General features: G+C 54.0%; 12 protein-coding genes. 6 read left to right on the top strand and 6 right to left on the bottom strand.

Translation table 11 applies throughout. From position 1 onward, the window contains the following. On the top strand, positions 1–259 hold a 259-nt coding region (locus AB1A64_RS15455; protein ID WP_366552221.1), incomplete at its 5' end, for a GMC oxidoreductase. Here AB1A64_RS15455 and AB1A64_RS15450 read toward each other — a convergent pair. The 4 genes from AB1A64_RS15450 to AB1A64_RS15435 all read right to left on the bottom strand — a co-directional run bounded on the left by AB1A64_RS15450 (position 225) and on the right by AB1A64_RS15435 (position 4359). Beyond that, positions 225–1202 carry a 2-dehydropantoate 2-reductase gene (locus AB1A64_RS15450; protein WP_366552220.1) on the bottom strand — a complete coding sequence of 326 codons (978 nt, stop codon included), beginning with the start codon at positions 1200–1202 and terminating at the stop codon, positions 225–227. The genes AB1A64_RS15455 and AB1A64_RS15450 overlap by 35 nt on opposite strands. Before the next feature lie 4 nt (positions 1203–1206). Beyond that, complete coding sequence (locus AB1A64_RS15445; protein WP_366552219.1) at positions 1207–2742, bottom strand: acyl--CoA ligase; 1536 nt, start codon at positions 2740–2742, stop codon at positions 1207–1209. A 60-nt stretch (positions 2743–2802) separates the two neighbouring features. Beyond that, positions 2803–3486, bottom strand: a complete 684-nt coding sequence (locus AB1A64_RS15440; protein ID WP_366552218.1) for a fumarylacetoacetate hydrolase family protein — start codon at positions 3484–3486, stop codon at positions 2803–2805. A 192-nt stretch (positions 3487–3678) separates the two neighbouring features. Beyond that, positions 3679–4359: a FadR/GntR family transcriptional regulator gene (locus tag AB1A64_RS15435; RefSeq protein WP_366552217.1), complete on the bottom strand. Its 681-nt coding sequence runs from the start codon at positions 4357–4359 to the stop codon at positions 3679–3681. Between the two features lie 139 nt (positions 4360–4498). Here AB1A64_RS15435 and AB1A64_RS15430 point away from each other — a divergent pair, with 139 nt between their 5' ends. From AB1A64_RS15430 to AB1A64_RS15410, 5 genes are all read left to right on the top strand, one after another. Beyond that, positions 4499–5419: a fumarylacetoacetate hydrolase family protein gene (locus AB1A64_RS15430; RefSeq protein ID WP_366552216.1), complete on the top strand. Its 921-nt coding sequence runs from the start codon at positions 4499–4501 to the stop codon at positions 5417–5419. A 125-nt stretch (positions 5420–5544) separates the two neighbouring features. Then, positions 5545–6504 (top strand): ABC transporter substrate-binding protein, encoded by a 960-nt coding sequence (locus AB1A64_RS15425; RefSeq protein WP_366552215.1) that lies wholly within the window; start codon positions 5545–5547, stop codon positions 6502–6504. Beyond that, on the top strand, positions 6501–7310 hold the full coding sequence (locus AB1A64_RS15420; RefSeq protein WP_170336353.1) for an ABC transporter ATP-binding protein: 810 nt from the start codon (positions 6501–6503) through the stop codon (positions 7308–7310). Before AB1A64_RS15425 ends, AB1A64_RS15420 begins: the two co-directional genes overlap by 4 nt. Next, complete coding sequence (locus tag AB1A64_RS15415) at positions 7307–8179, top strand: ABC transporter permease (RefSeq protein WP_170716461.1); 873 nt, start codon at positions 7307–7309, stop codon at positions 8177–8179. The genes AB1A64_RS15420 and AB1A64_RS15415 overlap by 4 nt, the downstream gene beginning before the upstream one ends. Further along, positions 8169–9245 (top strand): Ldh family oxidoreductase, encoded by a 1077-nt coding sequence (locus AB1A64_RS15410; protein ID WP_366552214.1) that lies wholly within the window; start codon positions 8169–8171, stop codon positions 9243–9245. The genes AB1A64_RS15415 and AB1A64_RS15410 overlap by 11 nt, the downstream gene beginning before the upstream one ends. A 42-nt stretch (positions 9246–9287) precedes the next feature. Here the strand turns inward: AB1A64_RS15410 and AB1A64_RS15405 are convergent, their stop codons facing one another. Both AB1A64_RS15405 and AB1A64_RS15400 read right to left on the bottom strand, forming a co-directional pair. Next, a complete protein-coding gene (locus tag AB1A64_RS15405; RefSeq protein WP_366552213.1) occupies positions 9288–9965 on the bottom strand; it encodes a GntR family transcriptional regulator in 678 nt (225 codons plus the stop codon). A 9-nt stretch (positions 9966–9974) separates the two neighbouring features. Then, positions 9975–12794 (bottom strand): FAD-linked oxidase C-terminal domain-containing protein, encoded by a 2820-nt coding sequence (locus AB1A64_RS15400; protein ID WP_366552303.1) that lies wholly within the window; start codon positions 12792–12794, stop codon positions 9975–9977. Positions 12795–12803 lie beyond the last annotated feature (9 nt).

Raw genomic sequence — 12803 nt, 5'->3', positions numbered from 1 at the left:
GCTGCGCGTTTATGGCATCCACAGATTACGCGTTGCCGATGCGTCCATCATGCCCGACATTGCAAGCGGGAACACAAATGCGCCCTCGATCATGATTGGCGAAAAATGCAGCAATCTGATCCTCGAAGGTGCAGTAAAACTCCCAAAGACGCTGTATGACACGTTCGTACCAGTCTCAGTTATCCGCCTCAAGCAATGCTCTCGTTGCAAGGCCGACAAAGACTCTAGTAAAGACCTGCGACCTTCGCCCTCAGTTTGATCAGTGATGCGACGGTGTCGATTATGGGCGTTGAGGTCCCTGTAAGTTGCCCCAGTTCTTGCACCGAAGAGACCAAGGCATCAATTTCCATCGGTCGGCGCAACTCCAAATCCTGCCACATAGAGGTTTTGTGCGCACCGACCGCCGCTCCGCCGTCGAGGCGTTTTTCAACATCTATCGGAAATTTCACGCCAAGTTTTTCACCGACTTCTTGAGCCTCGAGCATCATTCCGCGTGCTACCGAGCGCGTGCCTTCGTCGGCACACAGGACATCAAGTGTTGAGTGGGTAAGAGCGGAAATCGGGTTGAACGACAAGTTACCCCACAGTTTCAACCAAATTTCATCCCGGATTCTTGGTCTGACGGGCGCACGCATTCCGGCGGCGGATAGCGCAGCCGAAAGCTTGGCAGCACGGTCTGACTTAGCACCATCGGGCTCGCCCAACGAAAAACGATTGCCTTCGATATGCTTGATTGATCCTGGAGCAATGACCTCGGCGGCAGGATAAACAACACATCCGAGGACGCGATCTGGCCCAAAACCGTCCCACTGCACATTGCCCGGATCGACTGACGCCAACCTCGTTCCCTCGTAAGGACCGCCTAGTTTGTGGAAGTACCACCAGGGCACCCCGTTCACTCCACTAACTACGGTTGTCTCGTCTGCAATCAATGGCTGCATTGAGTCTACGACTGCTGGGACGGAATGCGCTTTCAGTGTGATGAAGACATAATCTTGTGGGCCGAGATCGGCAGCATTGTCTGAAGCGCGTATTGGAACGCTAACAGGATCCTGCCCTTCCTCAAGAAGGGTCAGTCCTTTTTCCTGCATTGCCGCCAAGTGGGGGCCACGCGCGACGACACTGACTTCTGTATCAGTCTGTGCAAGTTTCGCGGCAACGTAACCTCCGATAGCTCCGGCACCAAAGATACAAACTTTCATGTGTCTAAGCCTTTGCCAGTCCCAATTTAGCAGCTAGTCCGATCCTTTGTATCTTGCCAGTCGCGCCTTTTGGAATTTCTTCAAGAACAACCACCGAAGTCGGCACCTTGAATTTTGCGAGCCGCGCGCCGACAAAAGCCCTGACCTCCTGACCTTGGATCGTCGCTCCTTCTGAAAGCACCACAGCTGCCGCTATGTCTTCACCCAGTTTTTCGTGGGGAACGGCAAAACAAACTGCCTGAGCGACTTCTGGGTGGCTTAAGAGTACAGCGTCAACCTCAAGTGGACTGATTTTCTCTCCACCGCGATTGATAAGCTCCTTAAGACGACCGGTCAGTCGCAGATAATTCTCTTCGTCGAACGACCCTTGGTCACCAGTGCGAAACCAAGTTTTTCCGTCCACTTCAAAGAAATTTTCAGCATTTGCCTGCGGGTTGCTTTCGTATCCCGGCGTCACGTTCGGACCGCTGATAACGATTTCTCCGACGTCCCTCGAAGAGATCAGAACATTTTCGTTCTCGTCTGCAATTCTAACTTCGGGGCCTGCTGCTATTCCAACAGATCCGGGTTTTTGAGTTTGGGGAGTAAGCGGGTTGCAACACATTTGATGTGTCGCCTCAGTCATGCCATAGGCTTCGATGACGGGCGCATTAAAAGTTGCCACCAACTCTTCCATTACCGGGCCCGGCAACGAAGCAGAAGAAGATCGAAGAAAGCGCAACCGCGATTGCTCAATGATCGTTTGGTTTCGTGCAGCGCGGGTGAGAATGGCTTGGTGCATCGTCGGAACTGCGGTGTACCAGGTCGGATCAACTTCAGCGACCTGTGAGAAAAAACTAAGAGCGTTGAATCCGGGGGCGCAGCTAATTTGAGATCCAGCACCTAAAGACGCGGCAACAGCCGCAATCAACCCGTGGATATGAAACAGCGGCATAATACTCAGACAACGATCGTCGATTGTCAGTTTTAAAGACGAAGCCACATTCCGCGCGGATGCATAGATATTAGCCTGCGTCAGAGGGACGATTTTGGGACGCGACGTTGTTCCTGACGTGTGCAGTATCAGTGCGACATCATCTTCACCCGGTGCGGATGTGTCAGCCGTGCCAATTGGGTCACAGGACAATATAGAGAACTGTCCGGCCGAATGTAAGCTATCGTGAGAGGCCCTCAAGATTGCGATGCCAAGGTCCCCAGCAGCTTTTACGGCAGGTCCATCGTCGTTTTCGTTTACAAGAAGGGCCTTGGCCTTCAGGTCTTTGAGGTAGAAAACGTATTCTTCGTAAGTGTACGCCGGGTTCAATGGTGCCGTTGTCGCCACTTGGGCAACGGATATGAAGGCCGTTGCCATTTCGGGGCCATTGGGCAACACAATCGCCACACGGTCGCCGCGACCCACTCCGATCTGATGGAGATCCGCTTTGACCTTTGTGCAAAGATCGCGGAGCCCGAGGTAGTTCAGCCAAGATCGACCTGGGGCACCAATAGCATTTGCAGTGCCAGAATGGGGTGCGATCAATTCAGCGACTAAGTGGGGCATCCGGGATCCCTTTAAAAAAGCCATGGCCTATTTTGCGGAGGGGGTTTGACTTTGTACTTGCTAAGTTACGTCGACGGTTAGGCTACCCAGTTTCTCGACCGCCAAAACCATCACATCGCCACGGTTGACGGGACCAACGCCAGAAGGAGTTCCCGAAAGAATAACGTCTCCGGGAGCAAGCTCAAAGTAATCGCTCAGGTAGGAGATCATCTCAGGGACTTTCCAGATCATCTGGTTCAAGTCACCTTCTTGCCGAACTTCACCATTCACCGTCAGAGTTATAGGTCCTTTGTCGAGATGGCCGACTTCTGATGCTTTGTGAATTGGTCCGCATGGCGCTGAGCGCTCAAATGCCTTGCCAATTTCCCACGGGCGACCCATTTTTTTCATCTGCCCTTGCAGATCGCGACGAGTCATATCAAGCGAAAGACCGTACCCAAAGACATGATCTAACGCATCGTCTACCGAGATGTTCGTACCGCCCGACTTGAGCGCAACATACATTTCAGCTTCGTGATGCACGTCGGAGCTGTGCGGAGGGTAAGGGAATTCCCCGGAAGGATCTAAATTGTTCGGGTTTTTTTGAAAGAAAAACGGAGGCTCCCGATTTGGGTCATGGCCCATCTCAATTGCGTGCGCGGCATAATTTCGCCCAACGCAGTAAACACGACGGACCGGGAATGTGCCGCCCCCCGCTATGGGTATCACATGCACCTGCGGCGCGGGAATGACATGATCGGACATCGCTTCCTCCTGAACGTTTATTGCCAAAGATCGGATTTCCAAACGGTCAGACACCTTCCGATCGATGCCACGCCAGATACGATCAGACGTGGCCGCTTACCAAGTCATCGCCAAAATTGGGGCGAGTTTGCAAGAGCTCCAGCCTCCTTCTGGCCCGACCATTTCTAGAATTGGTTGGGTGTTGATGCTGCTTCAGTCGTCAGACTGGATGCTCGTTGGCAGTACACGCGAATAAACCGATTTCAGGTGATCCACCATAGCACTTGCCGCAAGTTCATCGTCGCCCTTTGCTATCGCAGACACGATCACATCGTGTTCGCTAAAACTGGAGTAATCCTCTGCGGGCTTTAGGGTTTCGCGTGGCTGCCCCCAAACAATAGATCTTCGAACCGAATTCAACGTCTCAAAAAAGTATAGAAAGAGTTGGTTCCTAGTCGAGCGGGCTATCGCATGATGCAAATTGTTGTCCCATGCTTCATAAGTACGCCAATCCTCTGCGGTTCGACATTTATCGGCGCAGAGCCTCATTTGTTCGCGGTCTGAACGGGTGGAGTGGAGCGCTGCAAGGCGGCTGAGCTGAGGTTCGATCGTGAATCGCACAGATACAACCTGCTCTGGTTTAATTTGATTGCCCAAATAGGTTACGTCTGTGAGGTTAAGAACCGGTCTGGAACCAACGAAAGTTCCGCGACCTACATGCCGCCAAATGAGCCCCTGCGCCTCAAGCTCTGCCAAAGCTCTTCGCAATTGGTTTCGGGTCGTTCCAAGCTTTGAACAAAGTTCGCGTTCAGGCGGAAGCCTGTCATTATGCCGGTATCCAGCATTGTTAATCAGGTCACGTACGTGTTGCGCGAGTTCGGTTGGGTCGCTCACATCTCCACCCAATTTAGTGATTGGTTGATTGATTGAAACTCCAAGTCGGCAAAAACTCAAGGGCAAGTGACAACCAAATCTGAGTCGCCTGCCAAGATCGGTGACCTAAGTGGGCCCCAGCATGTAGGAGGAGAGCCGAGTGCGTTTAGCGACTGTTTCAGTAGATAGCCACGCCGTTTGCGTCGCATTGCTTGCTAACGGAAGCAGGTTGGATGTTTCGCGTGCGATTAAGATGCTCATGCCGGATACGGCTCTTGATGTAAGCACGATGCAGCTGATTATCGAAGGTGGTCAGACCGCGCTGGAGGCGTTGAGTGCCGCTGTTGCCGCGGGTGAGGCAGGCGAACTCAAGGACTTGCTCGTCCCCGAAGACGCGCCTCTTCTGTCGCCCATTCCCACGCCACGTAAGAACGTTTTCTGCGTGGGGCGAAACTACGCCGAGCACATCGCAGAAGGCGAACGGGCACAAAAAGAGAAAATCGGCATCACCGAGCATCCGGTTTTCTTTACCAAGCCTCCGACATCGGTCGTTGCGCCAGACGCTGACATCCTACTCTTTCCCTCGGTGTCGCAGTCCATCGACTACGAAGTCGAGTTGGCAGTCGTGATAGGGAAGCGCGGGCGTAACATCACCAAGGCAGATGCGTTTAATCATGTCTTTGGGTATTCTATTCTGAACGACATAACCGCCCGCGACATACAGCGCCGCCATGGCGGCCAGTACTTCAAAGGCAAAGGTTTGGATGGATCTTGCCCAATTGGTCCCTACATCGTGACCGCCAATGCCATCAGCGATCCGCAGGCTCTGTCGATCGGACTGACAGTTAACGGTGAGCAGCGCCAAAACGGGATGACGTCGGACATGATTTTCGACATTCCAACGTTGATCGCATCCTTGTCAGAAGGCCTGACACTAGAACCGGGAGACATTATTGCGACAGGTACACCATCAGGTGTCGGATACGCAATGGAACCGCCGCAGTTTTTGAAAAACGGGGACGTCGTAGTTTGCGAGGTTTCCGAAATCGGCACGCTAAGGAACACAGTGCGCGCCGTTTAATGGCTCCTACGCAGCAATCGCTGTGAGGCGTCAACATTCAAGGGAGGAAGACTACAATGATGAACAGAAGGACTTTCACAGCGTCCCTGCTTACTGCTGTTCCGGTAGCAGGAGCACTAGGAACAATGGGATTTGCGCAAGACTTGCGTGAAATCACCTTCGTGCAACCCAGCCCTTCGGCAATCAACTCATTTCCTGTGTTTGTCGCCATTGGAGAAGGGTACTTCGCAGATGAAGGATTGAACGTAACCGTCGAGGCTATCAACGGCTCAGGCGCCGTGCTTCAGGCATTGTCTGCTGGGCAAGCGCATTTCGGTCGCCCTGGACCCGGACCTCTGATTGCAGCGCGGTCGCGCGATGTGGATGCCGTACATATCTACAACGTTGCGGCACGCAGCAATTTCGGCATCGCGGTGCCGGAAGACTCTGAAGTTCAAAGCGTTGAGGAACTGCGCGGAAAGGTCATCGGAACCGGCACCGCAGACGGTGCCGAAGTGGGTTTTGCACGAAACGTCTTGACCGGTGCAGGTATGAAAGAAGGTGAGGATTTCACATTTCTTACCGTTGGCGACGGCGGCCCGGCGACAGCAGCTTTCCTGAACGGCGAAATCGACGCTTATTCTGCATCGACGGCTGATACAGCAATCCTAAACCAGCGCGGAATGAAGGTGCGCGACATCACGCCTGCGGAATTCGGGCGTTTCTTCGGTAACGGCATCGCCACAATGGCTGACACAATCGCCAACGACCGCGAATTGGTCGAAGCCTGGAGCCGCGCATTCGCACGTGGTCATGCTTTTGCGCTCGATGATGCCAACCGTGAAGCCGTGCTAAAACATCTGGCGGACGGCAATCCGCAGGAAGGTGAGGACAAGGAGTTCCAGTCAGCGTTGTTCGATGCCGTACGCTCAAAAACCATAGCAGCAGATCCAAGCAATGGCCTGGGGTGGTATCCCGCCGAAGTCTGGCAAGAATGGCAAGACGCACTGGTCGCAGGGGGCGAAATTCCGGGGCCACTTGATGACCTGAGCGCTGCCTGGACCAATGAATTTGCTGCAATCGGCAACGAGGCTGCCAGCAAATGAACGCTGTAGTCACACATGAATTTTCCGGCGCGCCCTTGGGCACGCCGGTCTATGAGTTGACCCACGTAAGCAAGACCTATGCACGCAATCTTGTTGTCGCTCTCGAGGACATTAATCTGACGCTTCGGAAAGGGAGCTTCACATCTGTCATTGGATCCAGTGGCTGTGGCAAGTCAACTCTGCTAAAAATCATGGCCGGTCTAATCCCGCCCACCAAAGGGCGTGTGATCCTTCAAGGGCAACCAGTGACGGGGACCCGCCGGGACATTGGTATGATGTTCCAGCAGGCGACGCTTTTCCCGTGGAAGACAGCTGTAGAAAACATCGTTTTGCCGATTGAGATCCGCGATGGAAAGGCAGCGGCCAAGCAGGCTATGGCCAAGGCCCACGAGCTTTTAGACATCGTGGGTTTGCAAGGATTCGAAAACGTATATCCGAACGAGTTGTCGGGTGGCATGGCGCAGCGCGCTTCGATATGCCGTATGCTGATCACTGAACCAGCCGTACTTTTGATGGACGAACCCTTCAGCGCCCTCGATGAATTGTCGCGCGACATGATGAATATGGAGTTGCAACGGATTTGCCGGGAACAGGATGCGACTGCTTTTCTTGTGACACACTCCATTCAGGAAGCTGTTATCTTGTCTGACGAGATCGTCGTCTTGAAGCCGCGCCCGGGCAGGATTGCTGAAATCGTTGAGGTCGACCTGCCACGCCCACGAACACTCGATATGATGACGACACCCAAATTCGGCGCTATCGTAGACTACATTCGCAGCCTCCTGGATAAGGGAGAAGAAATGTGAGCGAAGTTCAGAATTACTCACCTTCCGTAAAAGAAGCTGACTCCTCAGAAGACACTGTATGGGAGCAGAAAGTTCACTTTATCGACTCGGTCCCTCGCTGGCTGGCGATGACCTTTGTTTTCGTGGTCTTCGTTGGTACCTGGCAAATTGTGACTAGCCTCAAGCTGGTCTCTCCGATCATTCTGCCGACGCCAATGGAAACCCTCAAAGATATGATCTTCGTAGGGCAAAACCTTATGACCGGCGGGTATATGCTTGGGGCGCTGTGGATCACCATAAAGGAAGTCATCTATGGCTTTGCGCTGGCAATCGCGATCGGGTTTTCGCTGGGCGTTCTGGTTGGCGAAACGGCCTTTGGGGAGAAGGCAGTAATGCCTTACTTGGTGTCAATCGATACGATGCCAAAAGTCGCGTTCGCTCCTCTCTTCGTAGCTTGGCTGGGTTTTGGCATTGAATCCAAGGTCGCACTTGCGGCCTTTATCGCGACGTTTCCAATTGTGGTTGGTACCGCGGCCGGGCTTCACGCCGCCGACGAAAACGCGCGCATGTTGTTCAAGACGATGGGTGCCAGCCGGATGCAGACTTTGATCAAGATGAAGCTGCCAACCGGTCTGCCGCAGATATTCACCGGCCTTAAGATCGGAGCAGTCGGGGTTATGGCGGGCGCGATTACAGGAGAGTTCCTGGGCGGCGGGAAGGGATTTGGTGAGCTTATCCGTGTGGCAGCCTCGCAGCTCAATACTCCGCGCGTTTTCTCGTTGATCCTGTATCTCAGCCTCGTCGGCCTGGCCGTTTTTGCAACAGTGGTTTGGACCCAGCGCAAACTAGTGTTCTGGCATAAAGAGCAGGTTGGCAGAGATGACTTCTGAGCCTTTGAAAATAAACTGCCAGACCTTACGTGAGTTTGTGGCGAGCGCGCTCGAAACTCGAGGTGTGCCAAAAGCGGATGCGGATCAGGTGGCCTCGACGATGGTTGAGGCCGACATATTCGGATATTCCACCCACGGGGTCTTTCGCCTGCGCCAGTACCTTGCCCGATTGGCCGGAGGCGGGTGCAACGCCACGCCAAACGTTGCCGTCATACATCAGACAGTCGCAACCGCGTTGATTGACGGCGATGACGGCCTTGGGCATTTGGCTATGACGGTGGCGCGAGATCTTGCAATAGAAAAGGCGAAAGAGGTCGGCATCGGATGGGTTGGTGTTCGGCGCGGCAATCATGCAGGACCGCTGGCACTTTATGTGCGCCCGCAAGCCGAGGCTGGGTTGCTTGGCTTGGCCGCGGCGGTGGGCAGTGCAAACCACGTACCGCCCTATGGCGGAAGCGACTTGCTTCTTGGCACCAATCCCATCGCATTCTCTGCCCCTGCCGATGGCCCGGACCCGTTTGTGTTTGATATGGCGACGACCGTTGCCGCGATGGGAAAGATCAAAACCCTGTTGCAGCAAGGCGAACCGATGCCCGAAGGTTGGATGGTTGGGCGTGATGGCAATCCGTTAACGGACCCTGCCCGCAAATCAGAAGGGTTTCTTTTGCCGATCGGAGGTCCGAAGGGTTTCGGCCTTTCCGTGGCCATCGGGCTGATGGCCGGGGTGCTGAATGGCGCGGCATTCGGCTCTGACGTGGTCAATTTCACCTCGGACACTACTTCATCCACAAACACCGGCCAGTTCGTAATGGCGCTCAATCCGGCAGCCTTTGGGATGGGCAATGACTTTGCTTCTAACGCAGCCCGCGTCTTCTCTGAAATGCGCGCATCCGCCCCCCTGCCCGGTCATGACCCGGTGCGCTTGCCCGGAGACGGCAAAACGGCTGCCGCAGAGGCCCGCCGCAAAGACGGAGTGAGGCTGAACCCCGCTCTTTGTCGAGACCTCAACAAACTTGCCCTGGACTGTGGGCTGACACCCCCATTTCCTAGTCTCAACACTGAATAGCGGCCGATCCGAAAAAAATTTGTAAGCGCTTTGGAATTGAAGTCAGCAAAGCGACTCGTCCTCAGCCTCAAGCGCTTTCACAAGTGCCGAAAGTTTGTTCATCATGTGAAGCTTCATGGTTTTGCCAAGCCCATCTGCATCGCGAGCCTTAAGCAACTCCATCATGGCTTCATGTTCGTCAATTGCCTGCGCCCACCGTTCGTCCGACAAATTGGCCATAAACCGTGCGCGGCGGACCCGCCCGGCCAACAGCTTGTGGTGGCTTTGAAGGATGTCGTTTCGAGCGCCACGTATCAGCGCCTGATGAATGTCCTGATTGGCCTTAAAATAGGCCTGTCGATCACGTGACTTATAGGCTTTCAGCATATCGGCGTGGCGACGTTCGATCAGTTCAATTTCCGCGAAATCAATGTTCTGACACGCCAGCTCTCCCGCCAGTTGCTCAAGTGTCGCAAGCACTGGAAACGTATTCTCCATTTCCTCTCGCGTTACACTTGCGACGCGGGCTCCCCGGTTGGCTTGAAGTACCACAAAGCCTTCTGATGCAAGCACCTTTAGAGCTTCTCGCAATGGTGTCCGTGAGACCCCCAACGAGTCGCAAAGCTGTTTCTCGGGCACTTTTTCACCCGGTTTTAGAACATCTTCGACAACCAGGTTACGCAGCCTTTCGACCAGTTCTTCGTGAAGGGTCGGGCGATTAATGCTGTCCGTCAGGTTCATTTCCATTTCCTAAACATCAAGAACCATATCCAAGAGGCGCGCGACGTGCATAGCTTGATGCTGCGTACCTTCGTCGATTTGATGGCGGCAAGATGTCCCGTCTGCCACGATAACTGCATCTACGGGCGCTGCTTCCAACGCCGGGAACAAGTCGAGTTGTGCCATCTTTATCGAAACATCGATAGTGTCAGGTGAATATCCAAAAGCTCCTGCCATGCCACAACAACTGCTTTCAATCATGTGAACTTGTGCCCCTGGAATACGCTTCAAAAGGTTTAGCATCGGTGCGACAGCATCGTGAGCTTTCTGGTGGCAATGCCCATGCACATAAATCGGGCGATCCAACGGCTTCAGGGGCAAGTCCGGCTGATCGGCTAGAAATTCCTCAAAGGTACACGTTGCGTTCGACAACATCTCCGTTTCCGGCCCCGGGCAAAGCGCCAAAAATTCATCCCGGAACGTGAGGATAGAGGAAGGTTCGAGCCCGACTACTGGAACACCTTTTGCAACCGCCTCTCGCGTCGCGTCAATCACGCGTTGTGCCTCGTGACGCGCTTCGTCGACGCAGCCCATAGCTAAAAGAGTACGTCCGCAATCCAAGGCCCTGTCAGATCGATCGTCTCGCGCCACGGCCACCCGAAGTCCTTTTGCCCGCAAAACCCGGACAGCAGCGCGTAAATTTTCCGGTTCGAAATACCGGTTGAACACATCAGCAAACAGCAACACCTGCGGATCATTGTCCTTAGCCTCGGCATCACGGAACGGAGCAGAAGACCACACTGGCAGATCACGTCGCGCTGAAATACCAGTCGATCCCTCCAATAGCTTACGCGAGGGTGCAATTTTGTTTCGTAAATTCATAAGCCACGCGACTTTCGCGGCTTTTGGCGCATATCGGGGCAGGTAAGCTATCAATTTGTCTGCCAACGTCAGCCCATCTTTTTTACGTTTTGCTGACAATACTTCGATTTTCATTCGCGCCATATCAACGCCAGTCGGACATTCCCGAGCACAAGCTTTGCAGGACACGCAGTACTTCATTGTGTCCAACATGGCATCTGACGACAAACCGCCCGGTATCTGCCCGCTGATGGCAAACCGCAACGAATTTGCCCGCCCACGTGTAGCGTCTCGCTCGTCTCGGGTCGCTCGGAAAGAAGGGCACATAACGCCGCCCTTGAGCTTGCGGCATGCACCGTTATTGTTGCACATCTCGACGGCGCCCTGAAACCCTCCTCCGGCACCCGGCCAAGCAGACCAGTCCAGCGTCGTTTCGAATTCAGGAACCGAATAGTCCTGGCCGTAGCGGAACAGTCGGCGGTCATCCATGGCAGGAGCGTTCACGATCTTGCCGGGATTCATCACCCCGTTGGGATCAAACCGGTTCTTAACCTGCTCAAACGCAGAAACGATACGTTGACCGAACATCTTTTCATGAAATTCTGATCGTACGATCCCGTCACCATGTTCACCTGAATGAGATCCTTTATATTTTTTGACCAGATCAAATGTTTCTTCGGCGATCGCCCTCATTGTCCGGACGTCTTTGTCTTGCCGCATGTTCAGCACAGGGCGCACGTGCAAACACCCCACCGAGGCATGCGCGTACCATGTTCCCTTTGTGCCATGCCGGGCAAATATTTCGGTTAGGCCAGCGGTGTAATCGGCGAGGTCGGACAACGGGACGGCGCAATCTTCGACAAAAGAGATCGGTTTGCCTGCCTCTTTCATCGACATCATGACATTCAACCCGGATTTTCGGTACTCGGCGATAGCATTCTGCAAAGAGTTGTCCGTAACAGAGACAACGCCGCCCCACCGGTTTTCCGCACCGCTGAAAGCAAACCCGAGATCTCCCATCAGTTGCGAAAGCTCGACTAGTTTTGCAGCATTGGCCTCGGCGCTGCCCTCGGCGAATTCCACCAGCAGCAGGGCTTCGGGATTGCCTTCAACAAATGCATTAATCGTTTCGCGAAACAATGGGATTTCACGCCCCAAGGCAATCATGGTGTCGTCGACCAACTCTACCGCCTGCGGGTTGAGTGTCACGATGTGCTGGGTGGCTTCCATGGCAGCACGGAATGTCGGGAAATGGCACACACCAGTAACTTTCGCGCCCGGCAGATGAGCCAGGCTTAATTCCAGTTCTGTGAAATAGGCCAATGTGCCTTCTGACCCCACCAACAAATGGGACATGTTGATGTCGTTACCTACGAGCGCGTCGATATTGTACCCGCCCACACGGCGCTGGACTTTAGGAAAACGAGCATCAATTTCAGCAGCCTCGCGACGCCCAAGAGCGCGCATATCACCAACAAGATCCGCATAATCGCCTGATGCGGCCGTATCAGCGCTGAACCGCGCTTCCGTGCCGTCAACCATGATTGCGTTTATCGCACGGACGTTGTCTCGCATGATTCCGTATCGCAGAGACTTTCCGCCTGAAGAATTGTTTGCTGCCATCCCCCCAAGAGTGCAACGAGACGCTGTTGACGGATCCACGGGAAACCACAGGCCATGCTTCTTCAAAGCTACGTTCAATTGATCCAGAACAACACCGGGCTGAACGCGCACAATACGTTTCTCAACGTCTACGTCTAGAATTCGATTCAAGTGTTTCGTGTTGTCCAGCACAACACCCTGATTGACCGTTTGCCCGCATTGCGACGTGCCGCAGCCGCGAGGCAGAACCGAACTTCCTTCGTCTCGCGCAATGGACATTACAGCTTGGACATCTTCTGTGGACCGAGGGATCACCACAGCGTCCGGTATCATCTGATAGATTGAGGCATCGGTCGAGTATCGAGCAAGCGATGCCGGATCTGACATCACCTCTCC

The sequence above is a fragment of the Ruegeria sp. ANG10 genome (genome assembly GCF_040705255.1).
Classification (GTDB): Bacteria; Pseudomonadota; Alphaproteobacteria; order Rhodobacterales; family Rhodobacteraceae; genus Ruegeria.
Note: the sequence above shows the minus strand (reverse complement) of the source record. Positions and strands in the feature narration are given on the sequence as shown.

Bases quoted from the DNA above. Each gene is read 5' to 3' on its own strand.
- AB1A64_RS15410 (WP_366552214.1), top strand. From the start codon at position 8,169: ATGACTTCTGAGCCTTTGAAAATAAACTGCCAGACCTTACGTGAGTTT.
- AB1A64_RS15445 (WP_366552219.1), bottom strand. From the start codon at position 2,742: ATGCCCCACTTAGTCGCTGAATTGATCGCACCCCATTCTGGCACTGCA.
- AB1A64_RS15420 (WP_170336353.1), top strand. From the start codon at position 6,501: ATGAACGCTGTAGTCACACATGAATTTTCCGGCGCGCCCTTGGGCACG.
- AB1A64_RS15425 (WP_366552215.1), top strand. From the start codon at position 5,545: ATGGGATTTGCGCAAGACTTGCGTGAAATCACCTTCGTGCAACCCAGC.
- AB1A64_RS15450 (WP_366552220.1), bottom strand. From the start codon at position 1,202: ATGAAAGTTTGTATCTTTGGTGCCGGAGCTATCGGAGGTTACGTTGCC.
- AB1A64_RS15440 (WP_366552218.1), bottom strand. From the start codon at position 3,486: ATGTCCGATCATGTCATTCCCGCGCCGCAGGTGCATGTGATACCCATA.
- AB1A64_RS15400 (WP_366552303.1), bottom strand. From the start codon at position 12,794: ATGTCAGATCCGGCATCGCTTGCTCGATACTCGACCGATGCCTCAATC.
- AB1A64_RS15405 (WP_366552213.1), bottom strand. From the start codon at position 9,965: ATGAACCTGACGGACAGCATTAATCGCCCGACCCTTCACGAAGAACTG.